Here is a 16,704-nt window from a genome sequence, read left to right on the forward strand (position 1 = left end):
TGAGCCAGGATCAAACTCTCCATAAAAAGAAATTTGATTAGCTCAAATTGTTTTGCTGGCATCATGTTTGATGTCCAAAATTTTGTTTCGTTCACTAACTCAAGGTTAGCTACTAAAAACTTTATTGATTACGTTTTGCTTGTTCAGTTTTCAAGGTTCATTTTTTTAATTACTGCGTCACCTCTTGGCGACTTATACATAATAACATCGATTATTCATGAAAGTCAACATTAAATCATAAGTTTTTTTAAGAACTTTATTTTTCCGTATCAATTATGCCTCGACATTGCGTCCGGAATCGGCTTTTTACTTGCACAAAGAACTCCTTTCCGATTCCGTGACATCCGCCGGAGGCATTAACTTCTGTAGCTGACGCTTTGCTTTCGCTACAAAAGACATTTGTAGCTGACGCTTTGCTTTCGCTACGAAAACATTTGCTGAAAGAAGTTAAAAATATAGAAACGAGGTCGTTATGATGGTTCGTAAAACGTTGATTTCACTGTTTTTAATCTTAATACTGTTTATCTTTATAAAGCCGATAAATTCTACTATGATTTCTGTATTCAACATTGCAGATGCTCCAGCAGTTGTAACAAAAGGGCATTATGGTACATCACTTATTGTCGAAATTTCTTTCTCTGATGACAACCTGGTGGACTGGCTTAAAACTGTAAAAGAACCTTATCCGCTTCTATTGTTAGATGCTGCATGGATTGAACGTTCACCTGAGCACCTAAAAATCATTCAAGAGCGAAAACTACCTACAGGATTATTAGGGCCTGAGGATTCAGTGGATAAGCCAATTGATCTTGCCGTCGTTCAGAAAGATATTAAAATTTACGAAAAGCATTTTCAAGAAACACCACTTTGGTTTGCAACACAAAATCACCAGTATTCGCAGGATTTACAAAATAACTTATTTCAACAGCAGATGAATATACTTTCTCCCTCTCTAATCTGGAAAGGTGAAAAGACACCTAAATTACAAAAGGGAGATTTTGTTTTTATGTCTTTACACCAAAATAATAAAATCTCGTTTAAAGAGCTGAATACATTTCTACAACAAAATAAATTTATGTCGATTGAGGAAAATATATTCGGCTATAAAATTCAAACTAAAAAATCACCATAAAGTGAAACTTTAATCAGTGGGGATTTTCTTCATCCCCACTGATTATTAGTCTTCACCAATCGGACTTTTACGGGCAGTTGATCTCCCACCTATCTCTTTACTTTCGCTAAATTTTGCGACAGGAGTCTTGTACCTGACGTTTCACTTTCGGTAATTACTGCCCGTTAATGCGGGATAAAAAAGAAGTTGCCTCAACTAATAGAGGCAACTTTTTTTATGCGTTTTTAGCTTGTTCACGACGTGCTTTGCGGCGTGCTTCTAATTTTTGACGATCTACTTCGGATTTTGCATTATATTTTGGTAATACTAATAATTGATAAGCATTTACAGCGAGTAATGGGAATAGTAAAAGTGCAACATACTCGTTAATATTTTCATCGCGACCCATTAATGCAATTGTCCATTCCAGTGTTGTAACGACAATCATAAAAAATAAAGCCGAAATGAACACATGTTTTTTCCCTGTTAATTTTACTTTTTGAATAGCTGTTGCTATAGCACCTACTATTAATACAATTAACAAACCAACATAGAATAACCAGCTTTGTCCATCTTTTACACCTGGTATAAAGCGGAAGAATATAATATCAAAAATAGTAAAAGCAATTAATAATAGCTGTACCCAATTCCATAATGTAAGTGTTCTAAAAATATTTACTCCCACTTGATGGAGCGTTAAATAAGCAAAAAAGCCCGCTTGTGCAATAACACTCATTGTAAATCCTAAGAAAACCATCCATAAAAGTCCTGCTAAAAATTCACCCCAGTGACCGTTTGTTATGTATGGTTGAAAGAAGTCCCATCGAATAAATAAACTGCAAATTCCGTTGACTGCGCCACCAACGAGCATTGCAAAGAAGAAAAACTTTGCCCAATTTCGTATCGTCACAACTAAAAGTCCCCCAATTTCTCAATATAATCTGTACTTATTTTAACAATGCATTGTTAAAAAAGCTATTTCTCATCGTAACCAATACATAAAGTCATCATAAATGTGAACAATAATTGAAAGAGTCTATTTATAGAAAGGACTGATGATTGATGCGAAAATTCTTCTTACTACTAATCCTAATGCTTTTTCTTTCTGCCTGTTCACAAGATAAAGCCACTACCATGTCCTATGATGAAATAAAAAAAATAATGATTGACTCTTTACAAACCGAGGATGGTAAAAAGGCGTTGCGAAAGCTTTTAGAGGAACCAAGCTTCCGTGAATTATTGGTGTTGGAGCATGATGAGGTCAAGAAAGCTACCGAAGCTACCTTGCTTTCCAAAGAAGCAGAAGACTTTTGGAAGAAAACATTCGAAGATCCAAAATTCAAGGAAACTGTAGCTAAAAGTATGCAAAAACAACAACAGGATATTATGAAGGAATTAATAAAAGACCCCTCTTTCCAAAAAGATATGGAAGCTTTCTTTGGCCAGCCAGATATGCAAAAGCAGTTAGAGACTATTCTAAAATCCTCCAATATGAGAAAACAAACAGAGGAAATCGTCAAGGAAACGATTGAAAGTCCGCTTATGCAGACAAAATGGCAGGAGCTTATTAGGAAAAGTGGTGGCGAGGCAGGTAAAGCTAGCGGCGGCAAAAAAGAAGCTGGCGGTGGTGAAGGTAATGAGCAAAAGGGCTCTGAGTAACCATTCATATATGCAAAAACGGATTTCCTCCATTGTTCGAGGAAATCCGTTTTCATTTATTTATTTAATTTATTAATGATGTTCGTCGCGATATCTAAATATATTTGTCCTGTTGTATGTTTTTCAGCATAAACAGAAGGTGCAAAATCTTCCTCTGACCAGTCAGGCTGACCAAGAGGAATTTGACCAAGTAGCTCTGTACGTAGTTCTTCTGCTAACTTAGGACCTCCACCTTGACCGAATACGAATTCACGGTCACCTGATTTCGATTCATACCATGCCATGTTTTCAATAACACCTAAAATTTCATGATCTGTTTGTAAAGCCATTGCACCTGCACGAGCTGCAACGAACGCTGCAGTTGGATGCGGTGTTGTTACAACAATTTCTTTTGAAGAAGGAAGCATTTGGTGAATATCTAATGCAACGTCACCTGTACCTGGTGGTAAATCCAATAGTAGATAGTCTAGTTCACCCCATTCTACATCACGGAAGAACTGATCTAACACTTTACCTAACATCGGTCCACGCCATACAATCGGTGCGTTATTTTCAACAAAGAAGCCCATTGAAATCATTTTCACACCTAAACGATCAACAGGGAAAATTCGATTATCTACCACTTTAGGCATATCTGTAACACCCATCATATCAGGCACACTGAAGCCATAAATATCAGCATCAATTAAGCCAACCTTTTTACCTAGACGAGCTAATGCAACAGCTAAGTTAACTGATACTGTAGATTTCCCTACACCGCCTTTACCAGAGGCAATTGAAATAACTTGTACTGTGCTAAGTGGAGATAAAATATCTTGTGCCTCAGCCTCAGTTGCTACGCCACGGAAGCCCTGTAGTTTTTCTGCTGACAGCTCTTCGAAACGAATACCAACTGTATTTGCACCTGCTTCTTTCAAAGCTTCAACAATTTTCATTTGTAGCTGTAATTGTTCAGGTGTATTTGTTTTAGCAATCGCAATTTTTACACTAACGTGATTCTTCTCTTCTTTTATTGCTACATTTGTAATACCGCCTGTTTCTGCAAATGATTTATGTAAAAATGGATCTTGTAGTTGTCCTAATATTTCTCGTACTTGTTGTTCAGTTATCACGACGAACACTCCCCTTATATTATCTCAATGTTAGTATATCATAATGACTTGATTTACGTTGTGTAGTTGCTCTATTCAATTTTTGCTAATAAATACTCTTCTATACCTTCAACAATAGCATCTCCCATTTTTTCTTGGTATTTCTTATCAGTTAATAGTGCACGTTCCTCATCATTACTTATAAATCCTGTTTCTACTAGTGCAGCAGGTACTTCAGCTTTTTTCAGTAAATATATTTGTTGTATAGACATTGCTTCTCGGTCTGTATTTTTCAAATTAGTGCGAATGGAATCTTGAATGCTCTTTGCTAATAATTCACTTTCAGCATGTCCTTCTTTATGATAAAACACCTGTGCTCCACGCCATTTTGTTTCAGGAATGGCATTTGCATGAATTGTAATAAAAAGATCCGGTTTTTCATTTTCTACTATGTCTTTTCTTAAAAAGATGTCCTGCTTTTTTCGTTCTCTCAATGTTCCATACTTTTCTGATGACGCGTGCTCATCGATAACATCGCCATCTTTTGTTCGTGTCATTACGACTGTTGCGCCTTTTTTCTTTAATTGCTTCTCCACATGCTGCGCAATTGCAAGTGTAATATCCTTTTCAATTACTTCGCCCTTTGAAGCACCTCCATCCTGACCTCCGTGTCCCGCATCAATGACAATTTTTATGCCACCAAGTGGGTCCGGTAAGAAGAAGTTACGGTTCGAAGCATTCGTTTCATATGCCACGACCACTATACTCATTAGCATAATTACTCCTAGTGCAAGCCAGCGCTTCACCCATATCCACCACCCTTTTACAGATAGTGTACGAAGTTAGTGATTGAACTATGCCAGAAAGTAAAAAAAACTCTCAAGTATTAAGATTGAGAGTTTGAGCTTGTAATGGAAGATACTTTTTTAGTAATACTAAAACGGCATTAATCCATTAATAATACATGGATTAAAGCCGTTAATTTTTATTTTAGTGTAAATTCTGGTTTAAACTTACCTGCATAAGGTTCATGCTCAACAAATACTGTTGTATCCTTACCGTCTTTATCTTTACCAGTTCGGATATATGTGAATTTCTTATTATTTAGCTCAGTAATTTCGAGCACAGCCCCATATTTATTGTCACCAATTGAAACATGAGCTCTTAATTTATTTCCATCGATCACATTAAAGTATCCATAGTCTCCACGACTTTTACCTGTTTCAGGATTGAAAAATTCATATTTATTCGTATTAGCATCATATTTCGCAATGCTAATAAAATTTGTATTATATGATGTTACATCATTTTTGTTTGCATCTAATACAACTGTTCCTTGCCAAAGCGTACCAGCTAAAATTTTATCTCCATCTACGTCCTGAACAATAGGGCCCGTAGAATTATTTAATTTTTTATCTGGTGCAGTAAATGTTAAGTGTCTTTCCTTATAAGGGACATGATCAACGAATACCTCTACATCGCTACCATTTGCATCTTTCCCCATTCGTTTATAAGTAAACATTTTATTTGTTAGCTTAGTAATATCCACAATTTCTTGGTAATTTTTCGTTTCTGAGATCAATATTCTATGCTTTCCATCATTCGTAAAAAAGAAAATCCCTTTATCGTCGATGCTTCCAGCTGTATTTGGATCGAAGAATTCATAGCGTCCTGAATCAGCGTCATATTTCGCAAGGCCCATTAAATTTGAATTTTCTGCTGTTAAGTCTTTATTATTTTTATCGTAAACTTTTGTGGCTTGCCAATCTGAACTACTAAGAATTTTAGCCTTTGCTTGACCGTCTGTTATTTCTACCTGTCTTTGATTTGCATTATTTCCTGTTCTTACTTCTTCAGTTTTTTTCACGTCAGTTTTATTCCCACATGCACCAAGAAGCGCCATTGCCGTAATTGATAATATTAATAGCCTTTTCATATACTGACCTCCATTTTCAGAATAAACAACCTGAAAATAGTATCAGCCATTTCTATATAAAATACACATCGCAATTGCTATTTATACAACAACAGTGCAGTAGGATATTTTGAAACACTTGAACTTGAAGTATCAAAGCATTTGCCAAATAAAAAAAACCCTTCTCGAAAATTCGAGAAAGGGCTTGTAAACGTTGATATAACAACGATATTAACGTTTTGAGAACTGAGGTGCACGACGAGCGCCGCGTAGACCTGGTTTTTTACGTTCTTTCATGCGTGAATCACGAGTAAGTAATCCAGCAGATTTTAATGCAGCACGGAAATCTGGGTCTACTTGAAGTAGAGCACGAGCGATACCGTGACGTACAGCACCAGCTTGACCAGTGTATCCACCACCGTTAACGTTTACGTGGATATCGTAGCTTCCTGTAGTTTCAGTTGCTACTAATGGTTGTTTAATTACTTCACGTAATGCAGCGAATGGTACGTATTCTTCGATTTCACGTTTGTTGATAACAATTTTACCTGTACCTGGTACTAAACGTACGCGAGCTACAGAGCTTTTACGGCGACCAGTGCCGATGTATTGAACTTGTGCCAAAGTAATATCCTCCTCTTAATTTATATTATCCGCGAAGCTCGTAAGCTTCTGGTTTTTGTGCAGCATGTGGATGCTCTGTTCCAGTGTAAACGTTAAGTTTAGTGAACATTTTGCGACCTAAAGAGTTTTTAGGAAGCATTCCTTTAACTGCTAATTCGATCATTCTTGTTGGGTACTTATCTAGCATTTCACCAGCAGTACGAGTTTTTAAACCACCCGCAAATTGAGTATGGTGACGGTAAAGTTTACCCTCTAATTTGTTACCAGTTAAATGGATTTTGTCAGCGTTGATGATGATTACGTGATCACCTGTGTCAACGTTTGGTGTGAATGTTGGTTTATGTTTACCACGTAAGATAGCAGCTACTTCAGAAGCTAAACGTCCAAGAGTTTGGCCTTCTGCATCAACTACTAGCCATTTACGGTCTACTTCGTGACCTTTAGCCATGAATGTTGTACGCATGTATATATCCTCCTAATCGATTCGATTACCGTTATTTTTCATTAAACTACACTATAAGTTTTCGGGGCTTATTTGTGGTGGTAATGAAAATACCATCTGTTATCATATAATGAATGACTTTTAAAGTCAAGCAATTTCAATAAACACCTGGAGAAGTTGTTCAGATTCCTTGATTGTTTAAATTAGGGCATTTGAGAGCCTTCATTTTGTTAAATATACAAAAAATTCCCCATCAAGAATTCTATAACATTCGCCAACTGTTCTCCTTCATAACTTGTCATCAAAAGCTGGGGATGACATTTGTTAAAACGTATTCAATTTATATAAGTTGATTGGAGTGGAGGCTGGGCGACTCCTTGGGGATTAGCGTCACAGATGAGACCCTGGAGCGAGCAACGCGAGTGAAGCGGCTCATCGGACGCCCCCAGGAAGCTTTGCTCTGTGCGAAAGCGAAGCGTCAGCAACAAAGCGCCCAGTCGGAACGGAAATCAACCACACGTTATGGTGATAAACCTTTTTAATAAAAGACTTTCTCAAGATACAGACCTTGTGGAGGTGCAGTCTTGCCCGCCTTATCGCGATTCATAGATTTAACGACTAACTCCACGTTCTCAATGTCACGACGTCCTATACCAACTTCCCAAAGTGTGCCTGCAATGATACGTACCATATTATATAAGAAGCCATTTCCTTCGATCACCATATGAAGCTCTTCACCGTACCATTCAAATTGTAGTGTAGTCACTGTACGGACCTTATCTTTGACACTTGTATTGGCTGCACAAAAGCACGTAAAGTCATGTGTACCGATAATAGCCTTTGCTGCCTCCTGCATTGCCTCAACATTCGGTTTCACACCATTTGTCTCTACAGTGTATTGTCTGCGGAATGGACTCTGTACAGGCTCACATGACCATATATATCGGTACCGCTTTCCTGTTACACTGTAGCGCGCATGAAAATCAGCAGCTGCTTCTTCTATCGACATTACCCGAATATCTCTTGGCAGTTGAACATTTAACGCCTTCATGTATTTATCTACTGGAATCGCGAGTGGTGAATCAAAATGCAATGTTTGGCCTGTTGCATGCACCCTTGCATCTGTACGTCCACTAGCTGTTACCTTTATCTTTTCCCCTTTATGCATAATGGCTAAAACACGCTCAATCTCAGCCTGTACTGTGCGTTCTCCAGGCTGTACTTGATACCCAGAAAATTGCGTTCCATCATAACTTATAATTGCTTTTAATCGTCGCATAAAGCTTACTCCTTTTAACTTCTATAGAAGAATAGTAAAACGGCCATCGCTACTAATAACACAAGTGAAAATGTATCACTCATATCCCATTTTAGCTTACGATATCTCGTACGCCCTTCGCCTCCACGGTAGCCTCTTACTTCCATAGCTGTTGCTAAATCTTCGGCTCGTTTAAAAGCACTTACAAAGAGAGGTACTAGTAATGGCACAACCGCTTTAATACGATCCTTTATTGGTCCAGAAGATAAATCCGAACCACGTGCCATTTGTGCTTTCATAATTTTATCTGTCTCATCCATTAATGTTGGAATAAAGCGCAATGAAATAGACATCATCAAAGCTAACTCATGTACTGGCACTTTCACCGCTTTTAATGGATTTAGCAGTACTTCAATGCCATCCGTAATGGAAATTGGTGATGTTGTAAGCGTTAAGATAGATGTCATAAACACTAGCACTAGGAAACGTATCGAAATAAAGACCCCTTGTCGAATACCTTCTTCGTAAATGGTAATAAACTTCCACTCAAATATTAGGGCACCTTCTTTCGTCATAAAAATATGAATTAAGAAGGTAAATACCATTAAAAAAATTACTGGCTTTAGACCATTAATTAAAAAATACAGACGAATATTTGATATTAGCACAATGAGTAAGGTAAAAGCTAATAGCAAGGCATATGTCACTGTGTTGTTTGCTAAAAAAACAATAATAATGAATGCAAACACAAATATAAGCTTTGATCGTGGATCGAGCTTATGAACTGGAGAATTTCCGGGAAGGAAACGACCAAATATCATTTTCTCCATCATGACTGTCCACGCTCCTCTCTTAGTAACCGGGCAATTTCAGTTGCTAGCTCCTCTTCGGTTAAGCAGATCTTTGAAAGGGATTTGTTTATCATTGTTTCGATTTTTTGTTGAAAGCGTACGATACGAGGTGGTTCTAAGCGGAAATTTTTTAATGTCTCTACATCTTTGAAAATTTCTTGTGGCGTGCCACTTAGTACATTTTTCCCTTCATGCATAATGACAATATTGTCTGCATAACGAGCTGCGTCCTCCATACTGTGCGTTACAAGAATCGTCGTTAGGCCGCGTTCCTTGTGAAGCTTATAAAACATATCCATAATCTCTTTCTGACCGCGTGGATCAAGCCCTGCAGTTGGTTCATCTAAAACAATAACTTCAGGTTCCATCGCTAAAACGCCAGCAATTGCTACCCTGCGCATTTGTCCCCCTGATAAATCAAAAGGTGATTTTTCAAGTACGTTCTCTGGTAAGCCAACTAAGCCTATAAGTTCTTTTGCTCGTGCTTCTGCCTCTTGCTCTGATACACCAAAGTTCATAGGGCCAAACATAATATCCTTTAATACGGTTTCTTCAAACAGCTGATGCTCCGGGAATTGAAACACAATACCAACCTTTTGACGTACAGCCTTTAAATCCTTCGCCTTTTTTCCAGCTACAACAATGCGTTCTCCAATATGTACTTCCCCAGAGGTTGGTCTTAGAAGTGCATTAAAATGCTGAAGAATTGTCGATTTACCAGAACCCGTATGTCCGATAATTGCCTGATACGTATGTGAAGGGATTTCAAAATCTACATCGAATAATGCACGTTTTTCAAAAGGTGTACCCTGTGAATAGGCATAGCTTACTTGTTGAAGTTTGATGTCCATAAATCATTCACCAACTCTTCTTCTGTCATATGTTGTCCCATTAATGGAACACCTTCTTTTTGCAATAACTTTGATAACTTCATGGCAAATGGTAAGTCTAGTCCAAACTCAACTAGCTTGTCCCCAAGTGCAAAAATTTCACCAGGTGTACCCTCAGCAAATTTCTTTCCATCATTCATAAAGAGAACACGATCTGCAAGCATAGCCTCCTCTAAATCATGCGTAATAGATATTACCGTTAACCCTGTTTCAGCACGTAAAGTTTGCACAGTGTGTAATACCTCAGCACGCCCCTGTGGATCTAACATAGAAGTAGCTTCATCTAAAATAAGGAGCTTTGGTTTCATTGCAAGTGCGCCTGCAATGGCAACACGCTGCTTTTGACCACCAGATAAGTGGTGTGGCTCATGGTCTAAAAAATCGCTCATTTTTACTTGCTCAAGTGCTGCATGTACACGGTCTACCATCTCTTCAAACGGTACTCCGTTATTTTCAAGAGCAAAAGCAACATCATCCTGCACTGTCGCTCCGACAAATTGATTGTCTGGATTTTGGAAAACCATGCCTATCTGTGAACGGCTTTCCCATAGGTTTTCTTCACTTAATGGTTCACGTAATATACGTACATCGCCTTGCTGTGGGTATAACAAACCATTCATAAGCTTTGCAATGGTGGATTTACCAGAACCGTTATGGCCAACAATGGCAATCCATTCCCCTTCCTGAACCGCAAAACTTACATTTTCAACAGCATTGCGGCTTTCATTTTCTTCTGGTGTATATGAAAATGTCACATTATTTAATGATAAAATTTCTGGCATTTCTAGAACTCCTCTCTACATGCTCAGCTCTACTAACTAACTTACACTTTTTTATGTATGAATTCTACTACAATCATTATGTCGATAAAAGAAAAGTGCTAAAATCACTTTTCATTATTTTTTTAAAACAAATAGGCTAAATATAATTTATAGAATACATCAAATATTGGAGTGAAGCACCCAAAACATTCCAGTGACTGCCAATCTATAAATCAGCCTATAAAAAAAAGCACCACTAAATTGGCGCTATCATACTTCCCTAAAAAATAAAAAAGCGCGCACCTCATTCGATAGAAATGCGCTAGTCGTTACATTTTCAAGAAACACGGGTGCTCAAGCCCTTGTTCCATTTGAATGAGGTGCGGAGAGCTAAACGAGACGCCACACAACAGTGTCCGCTCATCATAACGCTCAGCTTAATTATTTGTCGTATAAATCGTTTATAAAAGAAAGAGGGTGGTGATTCCACCCTCTTCACCACTTGTCTTCTCTTATGATTAAACTAATTCAATCACTACAACAGGTGCACCGTCACCACGACGAGGACCTACTTTAAGAATACGAGTGTAACCACCTTGACGCTCTGCATAACGTGGTGCAACATCATCAAATAACTTTTGAAGTGCAAATGAAGTTGTTTCGTTACCTTCTGCATCAGTAGTTGTTACTAGTTCACGACGGATGAATGCAGCAGCTTGACGGCGTGCATGTAAATCACCGCGTTTACCTAAAGTAATCATTTTTTCAACAGCTTTACGTACTTCTTTAGCGCGAGCCTCAGTAGTTTCGATACGCTCGTTGATGATTAAATCAGTAGCTAAGTCACGTAACATCGCTTTACGTTGAGAACTTGTACGACCAAGTTTTCTGTAACCCATGGATGTTTCCCTCCTTTATAAAAAAATATCTGATCTTATAAGTTTTGTTTAAATCGCTTAGTCTTCTTTGCGTAACCCTAAACCAAGCTCTTCTAACTTCGCTTTTACCTCTTCAAGTGACTTACGTCCAAGGTTACGAACTTTCATCATATCGTCTTCTGACTTATTCGCAAGTTCTAGTACTGTGTTAATACCAGCGCGTTTTAAGCAGTTGTAAGAACGAACAGAAAGATCAAGTTCTTCGATAGTCATCTCTAAAACTTTTTCTTTTTGATCTTCTTCTTTCTCGACCATGATTTCAGCTGTTTGAGCCTCGTCTGTCATGCCAACGAAGATGTTTAGATGCTCGGTTAAAATTTTTGCTCCGAGCGAAATCGCCTCTTTCGGACCGATGCTACCATCTGTCCACACATCAAGAGAAAGTTTATCGTAGTCAGAAGACTGACCTACACGAGTATTTTCCACTTGGAAATTGACGCGTGATACTGGAGTGTAAATAGAGTCGATCGGGATCACGCCGATAGGAAGATCCTCACGTTTGTTTTGATCAGCAGGAGTGTAACCACGGCCGCGTTGTGCGTACATACGCATACGTAAATGACCGTTTTTAGCGATTGTTGCAATATATAGATCCGGGTTTAAAATTTCTACATCACTGTCATGTGTAATGTCAGCAGCTGTAACTGTACCATCGCCTTTTACATCAATCTCAATAACTTTTTCTTCGTCAGAGTAGATTTTAAGAGCTAGTTTTTTCACGTTCAAAATAATTGAAGCTACATCCTCTACAACGCCTTCTACAGTTGAGAATTCGTGAAGAACACCGTCAATTTGAATTGAAGTGACAGCAGCTCCTGGTAATGAAGACAGAAGGATACGACGTAAAGAATTACCCAAAGTGTTTCCATATCCGCGTTCAAGCGGTTCTACAACAAACTTTCCATATTTGGAATCTTCGCTGATCTCCACCGTTTCAATCTTTGGTTTTTCAATTTCGATCATTTTATTTACCCTCCTTCAAAACATCGAATGTATAGGTTCTTTCCATCATAGATTCGATCGTCAATGACGTATCGTTTATTATCTGCACAAGACAGTCTGTACAAAAAATGATGTTCTCATACAATATGAGACGCACCCATTACACGCGACGACGTTTTGGCGGACGGCAACCATTATGAGGAACTGGAGTAACGTCTTTAATAGCAGTTACATCTAAACCAGCAGCTTGAAGTGCACGAATTGCAGCTTCACGACCTGCACCAGGACCTTTAACAGTTACTTCCAACGTTTTCAGACCATGTTCAAGGGATGCTTTAGCAGCAGTTTCTGCAGCCATTTGAGCAGCGAATGGTGTAGATTTACGTGAACCACGGAAACCAAGAGCACCAGCACTTGACCAAGATACAGCGTTACCTTGCATATCTGTAATCGTTACGATTGTATTGTTGAATGTAGAACGAATGTGTGCAATACCAGATTCGATATTCTTTTTCACACGACGTTTACGAGTTTGTTGTTTACGAGCCATGTTAAGAAGGAACCTCCTTTACTGATTATTTTTTCTTGTTCGCTACTGTTTTACGAGGACCTTTACGCGTACGCGCATTGTTCTTCGTATTTTGACCACGAACAGGTAAACCACGACGGTGACGGATACCACGGAATGAACCGATTTCCATCAGACGTTTAATATTTAATGAAGTTTCGCGACGTAAGTCACCTTCAAGTTTGTATGAGTCTAATTGTTCACGGATTTTGTTTAACTCATCTTCAGTTAAGTCGCGTACGCGTGTATCTTCTGAAATACCTGCGTCAGCTAATACTTTCTGAGCTGTAGTTTTACCAATACCGTAAATGTAAGTTAATGAAATTACCACGCGTTTGTCGCGAGGAATGTCAACACCAGCAATACGTGCCATGTACGTTGTGCACCTCCTTTAGAATTAACCTTGTTTTTGTTTGTGTTTAGGATTTTCACAAATTACCATTACTTTACCGCGTCGGCGAATTACTTTACATTTTTCGCAGATCGGTTTTACAGATGGTCTCACTTTCATCTAACCTAACCTCCTTAGTAGTCCGGAGCGCAAAAGATTATTTAAAACGGTATGTGATACGACCGCGAGTTAAATCATAAGGAGATAACTCGATAGTAACCTTATCTCCAGGTAGAATACGGATAAAGTGCATACGAATCTTACCAGAAACGTGTGCTAGAATCACATGTCCATTTTCTAATTCTACCTTAAACATCGCGTTTGGCAAAGTCTCAACAACTGTCCCTTCGACTTCAATTACATCATCTTTCGCCATCTACTCTGTCTCCTCTCTATATGCAAATTAAAGTTCTCATCGTTACATCAAACGGATATCTGCTGCAACTATAGAAGCAACCTCGTTTCAACATATGTTTGGATTGTATGAGAGATGTTTGAAAGACGCTCGTCTGGTTTCGCTTCACACAATCCACGGAACATACAGAACCATTAAGGGAACTGAACCTCCCATGTTTACACGAATACCGGAATGTCTTTGATGAGATATTCATACCCGTTACACAGATGCTTCCACGAAACCCATTATACTCTTTCAAAAGTAATGTTGCACTTTTTAAAAGAAATATATACCGGGCACAATATGCTTTTGCAACTCTCAAAAAATTATGTTTCGTTGTTGCTCCCGCATGCCTCCCGCGGAAGCAGTATTCTGCGCCCGGAGCCGGGTATCAGCTGCGGCTGCCCTGTAATAGAGCATCAAGATCAGCAAACACTTTGTTAATATCTTGCTGTCCATCTATATTTGTTAACACACCTTTTACTTCATAGTAGTCAAGTAAAGGTTGTGCTTGTTTCATATTTACTTCCAGACGGTTTGCAACCGTTTCAGGATTATCATCCGCACGCGTATAAAGCTCGCCACCATCTTTATCACATTTTCCTTCCTCAGCTGGAGGATTGAAAACAAGATGATAAGATGTACCACAAGTTTTACAAATACGACGACCTGATAGACGAGCAACTAGCTCATCTTTTTCAACTTGGATGTTAATTGTATGTTCAATAGCTTTACCAAGATCAGCAAGAATGCTGTCTAAAGCTTCAGCTTGAGGAACAGTACGTGGGAATCCATCTAATAAGAAGCCCTTTTCACAATCATGTTTAGCAAGTCGTTCACGAACAATACCAATCGTTACTTCATCCGGCACTAGAGCACCTTGATCCATAAACGATTTAGCCTGCAAGCCTAGTTCTGTACCATCTTTAATAGCAGCACGGAACATATCGCCTGTAGAAATATGAGGAATCGCGTACTTCTCAACAATTTTATCTGCCTGTGTACCTTTACCAGCACCTGGCAGACCCATTAAAACGATATTCATACGGAAATAATCCTCCCACAAAAGGTTTGCTGATTTCAGGAAACGATAGAACGTTCCCTAAAAACCAACATTACTTCATAAAGCCTTTGTAGTGACGTTTAACAAGTTGAGATTCTAGCTGTTTCATCGTTTCCAGCGCTACGCCGACTACGATAATAATACTAGTACCACCGATCTGCACTGTGGCAGGTAGTTTCATAATGTTCATGAGTATAATCGGCATTACTGAAATAACAGTTAAGAAAATCGCACCGACAAATGTCAGACGATATAACACGCTTGTTAAATACGTTTGCGTACTTTCACCCGGACGAATACCCGGAATGTAAGCACCTTGCTTTTTCAAGTTATCTGCCACATTTTCTGGATTCACTTGTACGAATGCATAGAAATATGTGAACGCGACGATCAATACAATGTAAATAACCATCCCAACAGGATTAGCATTATTAAACGAGTGTTCAATGAATGATGCTACAGCACCTTCACCAAAGAATGGAGCTAACACACGTGGTGTCGTCAGAAACGCTGATGCAAAGATTACCGGAATAACCCCTGCAGCATTTACTTTTAACGGTAAATGCGTTTGTTGAGCACCTGTTTGTTGGTTGCGTCCAGTAACTCGTTTAGCATACTGAATTGGAATTTTACGCAGTGCTTGTTGCACGTAGATAACTCCAACAACAACTGCAAGCATAACTAAAACAAGCAATCCAAGAATAACTAGATTGATAAATAGTTTATCCCCAGCACCCTCGATTTGCTGTGCATAGATTTGGTTAACGGCATTCGGTAATGCCGCAGTAATACCTGCGAAAATTACAATAGAAATACCATTTCCAACGCCATGTGCAGTAATTTGTTCAGCAAGCCATACTAGGAATGCTGTACCCGCCGTTAATACAATAGAAATCGTAACATATGTTAAAACTCCTTCTTCTTTAATCAATGATCCGCCGTACATTCTGTTAAAACCAAATGACATTGCGAAGGATTGGATAAAAGCAAGAATAATTGTAAAGTAACGAGTAAATTGTGCAAGTTTTCGTCTTCCGACTTCACCTTGCTTTGCCCACTCAGCAAATTTCGGTACTACGTCCATTTGCAATAACTGAACAATAATTGAAGCAGTGATGTAAGGCATAATTCCCATCGCAAAGATAGAGAAGTTACTCAAAGCACCACCGCCAAAAGTATTTAGGAAACCAACGAGACTGAACTCATCAGTTGCCTTTAATACATTAGCGTCAACGTTTGGTACCGGTACAAACGTACCAATACGGAAAACGATTAACATTAAAAGAGTGAAAATGATTTTATTTCGTATATCTCGAACACGCATAAAGTTAGAGATCGTCTGAAACATTAAATCACCTCAGTAGTTCCGCCGGCATTCTCGATTGCTTCTTTAGCTGAAGCTGAGAATTTATGAGCTTTTACTGTAAGCTTTTTATCAAGAGTTCCGTTTCCAAGAACTTTAATTCCAGCTTTTTCATTGCTCACTAAACCTGTTTCAAGTAATAATGCAGTTGTTACCTCTGCACCATCTTCAAAACGATTTAATGTGTCAAGATTAACGATCGCGTACTCTTTACGGTTAATGTTAGTAAAGCCGCGTTTCGGTAAACGACGGAATAAAGGGTTTTGACCACCCTCGAATCCTGGGCGTACACCGCCGCCAGAACGAGAGTTTTGACCTTTATGACCTCTACCTGCAGTTTTACCGTTACCAGAACCGATACCGCGACCTACGCGGTTACGTACTTTACGGGATCCTTCTGCTGGTTTTAACTCATGAAGTTTCATATTGGATGGCACCTC

General features: G+C 38.7%; 21 protein-coding genes and 1 pseudogene. 2 read left to right on the plus strand and 20 right to left on the minus strand.

Features of this window, described 5'->3' with window-relative positions:
• Positions 1-472 precede the first annotated feature (472 nt).
• The gene (locus ACQKOG_RS14215; RefSeq protein ID WP_370077692.1) at positions 473-1,132 is read left to right on the plus strand and encodes a hypothetical protein; all 660 of its coding nucleotides are present in this window, start codon (positions 473-475) and stop codon (positions 1,130-1,132) included.
• A gap of 214 nt (positions 1,133-1,346) precedes the next feature.
• Here ACQKOG_RS14215 and ACQKOG_RS14220 read toward each other — a convergent pair whose 3' ends face one another.
• Positions 1,347-2,021, minus strand: coding sequence for a KinB-signaling pathway activation protein (locus tag ACQKOG_RS14220; RefSeq protein ID WP_370077694.1), 675 nt, complete (start codon positions 2,019-2,021; stop codon positions 1,347-1,349).
• A 152-nt stretch (positions 2,022-2,173) separates the two neighbouring features.
• Here ACQKOG_RS14220 and gerD point away from each other — a divergent pair, with 152 nt between their 5' ends.
• Positions 2,174-2,770 carry a spore germination lipoprotein GerD gene (gerD, locus tag ACQKOG_RS14225; protein WP_370077696.1) on the plus strand — a complete coding sequence of 199 codons (597 nt, stop codon included), beginning with the start codon at positions 2,174-2,176 and terminating at the stop codon, positions 2,768-2,770.
• A gap of 56 nt (positions 2,771-2,826) precedes the next feature.
• On the opposite strand, the gene ACQKOG_RS14230 is transcribed toward gerD, so the two are convergent.
• The 19 genes and pseudogenes from ACQKOG_RS14230 to rplO all read right to left on the minus strand — a co-directional run bounded on the left by ACQKOG_RS14230 (position 2,827) and on the right by rplO (position 16,689).
• Positions 2,827-3,882: a P-loop NTPase gene (locus tag ACQKOG_RS14230; protein ID WP_370077698.1), complete on the minus strand. Its 1,056-nt coding sequence runs from the start codon at positions 3,880-3,882 to the stop codon at positions 2,827-2,829.
• A 71-nt stretch (positions 3,883-3,953) separates the two neighbouring features.
• On the minus strand, positions 3,954-4,667 hold the full coding sequence (locus ACQKOG_RS14235; protein WP_370077700.1) for an N-acetylmuramoyl-L-alanine amidase: 714 nt from the start codon (positions 4,665-4,667) through the stop codon (positions 3,954-3,956).
• A 179-nt stretch (positions 4,668-4,846) separates the two neighbouring features.
• Positions 4,847-5,797, minus strand: coding sequence for a DUF4822 domain-containing protein (locus ACQKOG_RS14240; RefSeq protein WP_370077702.1), 951 nt, complete (start codon positions 5,795-5,797; stop codon positions 4,847-4,849).
• Between the two features lie 210 nt (positions 5,798-6,007).
• Positions 6,008-6,400 (minus strand): 30S ribosomal protein S9, encoded by a 393-nt coding sequence (gene rpsI / locus ACQKOG_RS14245; protein ID WP_004233744.1) that lies wholly within the window; start codon positions 6,398-6,400, stop codon positions 6,008-6,010.
• A 25-nt stretch (positions 6,401-6,425) separates the two neighbouring features.
• The gene (gene rplM, locus ACQKOG_RS14250; RefSeq protein WP_004233742.1) at positions 6,426-6,863 is read right to left on the minus strand and encodes a 50S ribosomal protein L13; all 438 of its coding nucleotides are present in this window, start codon (positions 6,861-6,863) and stop codon (positions 6,426-6,428) included.
• A gap of 517 nt (positions 6,864-7,380) precedes the next feature.
• On the minus strand, positions 7,381-8,121 hold the full coding sequence (truA, locus tag ACQKOG_RS14255; protein WP_370077705.1) for a tRNA pseudouridine(38-40) synthase TruA: 741 nt from the start codon (positions 8,119-8,121) through the stop codon (positions 7,381-7,383).
• A gap of 14 nt (positions 8,122-8,135) precedes the next feature.
• On the minus strand, positions 8,136-8,933 hold the full coding sequence (locus ACQKOG_RS14260) for an energy-coupling factor transporter transmembrane component T family protein (RefSeq protein ID WP_402870015.1): 798 nt from the start codon (positions 8,931-8,933) through the stop codon (positions 8,136-8,138).
• Positions 8,930-9,802 carry an energy-coupling factor ABC transporter ATP-binding protein gene (locus tag ACQKOG_RS14265; protein WP_370077709.1) on the minus strand — a complete coding sequence of 291 codons (873 nt, stop codon included), beginning with the start codon at positions 9,800-9,802 and terminating at the stop codon, positions 8,930-8,932. The genes ACQKOG_RS14260 and ACQKOG_RS14265 overlap by 4 nt, the downstream gene beginning before the upstream one ends.
• On the minus strand, positions 9,778-10,623 hold the full coding sequence (locus ACQKOG_RS14270) for an energy-coupling factor ABC transporter ATP-binding protein (RefSeq protein WP_415733342.1): 846 nt from the start codon (positions 10,621-10,623) through the stop codon (positions 9,778-9,780). Before ACQKOG_RS14270 ends, ACQKOG_RS14265 begins: the two co-directional genes overlap by 25 nt.
• Positions 10,624-11,120: 497 nt before the next feature.
• Complete coding sequence (gene rplQ / locus ACQKOG_RS14275; protein ID WP_012296051.1) at positions 11,121-11,501, minus strand: 50S ribosomal protein L17; 381 nt, start codon at positions 11,499-11,501, stop codon at positions 11,121-11,123.
• Positions 11,502-11,558: 57 nt separating this feature from the next.
• Complete coding sequence (locus ACQKOG_RS14280; RefSeq protein ID WP_004233733.1) at positions 11,559-12,503, minus strand: DNA-directed RNA polymerase subunit alpha; 945 nt, start codon at positions 12,501-12,503, stop codon at positions 11,559-11,561.
• Positions 12,504-12,642: 139 nt separating this feature from the next.
• A complete protein-coding gene (rpsK, locus tag ACQKOG_RS14285) occupies positions 12,643-13,032 on the minus strand; it encodes a 30S ribosomal protein S11 (RefSeq protein WP_053482801.1) in 390 nt (129 codons plus the stop codon).
• A 25-nt stretch (positions 13,033-13,057) separates the two neighbouring features.
• Complete coding sequence (gene rpsM / locus ACQKOG_RS14290; protein ID WP_049662875.1) at positions 13,058-13,423, minus strand: 30S ribosomal protein S13; 366 nt, start codon at positions 13,421-13,423, stop codon at positions 13,058-13,060.
• 24 nt (positions 13,424-13,447) lie between these two features.
• The gene (gene rpmJ / locus ACQKOG_RS14295; protein WP_000868344.1) at positions 13,448-13,561 is read right to left on the minus strand and encodes a 50S ribosomal protein L36; all 114 of its coding nucleotides are present in this window, start codon (positions 13,559-13,561) and stop codon (positions 13,448-13,450) included.
• A gap of 37 nt (positions 13,562-13,598) precedes the next feature.
• Positions 13,599-13,817 carry a translation initiation factor IF-1 gene (infA, locus tag ACQKOG_RS14300; RefSeq protein ID WP_004233690.1) on the minus strand — a complete coding sequence of 73 codons (219 nt, stop codon included), beginning with the start codon at positions 13,815-13,817 and terminating at the stop codon, positions 13,599-13,601.
• Between the two features lie 86 nt (positions 13,818-13,903).
• Positions 13,904-13,981, minus strand: a pseudogene (locus ACQKOG_RS14305) (type I methionyl aminopeptidase); the annotation flags it as partial.
• Between the two features lie 248 nt (positions 13,982-14,229).
• Complete coding sequence (locus tag ACQKOG_RS14310) at positions 14,230-14,883, minus strand: adenylate kinase (protein WP_370077713.1); 654 nt, start codon at positions 14,881-14,883, stop codon at positions 14,230-14,232.
• Between the two features lie 70 nt (positions 14,884-14,953).
• Complete coding sequence (gene secY, locus ACQKOG_RS14315) at positions 14,954-16,249, minus strand: preprotein translocase subunit SecY (protein WP_370077715.1); 1,296 nt, start codon at positions 16,247-16,249, stop codon at positions 14,954-14,956.
• Positions 16,249-16,689 carry a 50S ribosomal protein L15 gene (gene rplO / locus ACQKOG_RS14320; protein ID WP_323654724.1) on the minus strand — a complete coding sequence of 147 codons (441 nt, stop codon included), beginning with the start codon at positions 16,687-16,689 and terminating at the stop codon, positions 16,249-16,251. The genes secY and rplO overlap by 1 nt, the downstream gene beginning before the upstream one ends.
• Positions 16,690-16,704 lie beyond the last annotated feature (15 nt).

Source organism: Lysinibacillus sp. NPDC093216 (assembly GCF_050280325.1).
Taxonomy (GTDB): Bacteria; Bacillota; Bacilli; order Bacillales_A; family Planococcaceae; genus Lysinibacillus.

Bases quoted from the DNA above. Each gene is read 5' to 3' on its own strand.
- ACQKOG_RS14215 (WP_370077692.1), top strand. From the start codon at position 473: ATGATGGTTCGTAAAACGTTGATTTCACTGTTTTTAATCTTAATACTG.
- gerD (WP_370077696.1), top strand. From the start codon at position 2,174: ATGCGAAAATTCTTCTTACTACTAATCCTAATGCTTTTTCTTTCTGCC.
- ACQKOG_RS14240 (WP_370077702.1), bottom strand. From the start codon at position 5,797: ATGAAAAGGCTATTAATATTATCAATTACGGCAATGGCGCTTCTTGGT.
- rplM (WP_004233742.1), bottom strand. From the start codon at position 6,863: ATGCGTACAACATTCATGGCTAAAGGTCACGAAGTAGACCGTAAATGG.
- truA (WP_370077705.1), bottom strand. From the start codon at position 8,121: ATGCGACGATTAAAAGCAATTATAAGTTATGATGGAACGCAATTTTCT.
- ACQKOG_RS14260 (WP_402870015.1), bottom strand. From the start codon at position 8,933: ATGATGGAGAAAATGATATTTGGTCGTTTCCTTCCCGGAAATTCTCCA.
- ACQKOG_RS14265 (WP_370077709.1), bottom strand. From the start codon at position 9,802: ATGGACATCAAACTTCAACAAGTAAGCTATGCCTATTCACAGGGTACA.
- ACQKOG_RS14270 (WP_415733342.1), bottom strand. From the start codon at position 10,623: ATGCCAGAAATTTTATCATTAAATAATGTGACATTTTCATATACACCA.
- rplQ (WP_012296051.1), bottom strand. From the start codon at position 11,501: ATGGGTTACAGAAAACTTGGTCGTACAAGTTCTCAACGTAAAGCGATG.
- ACQKOG_RS14280 (WP_004233733.1), bottom strand. From the start codon at position 12,503: ATGATCGAAATTGAAAAACCAAAGATTGAAACGGTGGAGATCAGCGAA.
- rpsK (WP_053482801.1), bottom strand. From the start codon at position 13,032: ATGGCTCGTAAACAACAAACTCGTAAACGTCGTGTGAAAAAGAATATC.
- rpsM (WP_049662875.1), bottom strand. From the start codon at position 13,423: ATGGCACGTATTGCTGGTGTTGACATTCCTCGCGACAAACGCGTGGTA.
- rpmJ (WP_000868344.1), bottom strand. From the start codon at position 13,561: ATGAAAGTGAGACCATCTGTAAAACCGATCTGCGAAAAATGTAAAGTA.
- infA (WP_004233690.1), bottom strand. From the start codon at position 13,817: ATGGCGAAAGATGATGTAATTGAAGTCGAAGGGACAGTTGTTGAGACT.
- ACQKOG_RS14310 (WP_370077713.1), bottom strand. From the start codon at position 14,883: ATGAATATCGTTTTAATGGGTCTGCCAGGTGCTGGTAAAGGTACACAG.
- secY (WP_370077715.1), bottom strand. From the start codon at position 16,249: ATGTTTCAGACGATCTCTAACTTTATGCGTGTTCGAGATATACGAAAT.
- rplO (WP_323654724.1), bottom strand. From the start codon at position 16,689: ATGAAACTTCATGAGTTAAAACCAGCAGAAGGATCCCGTAAAGTACGT.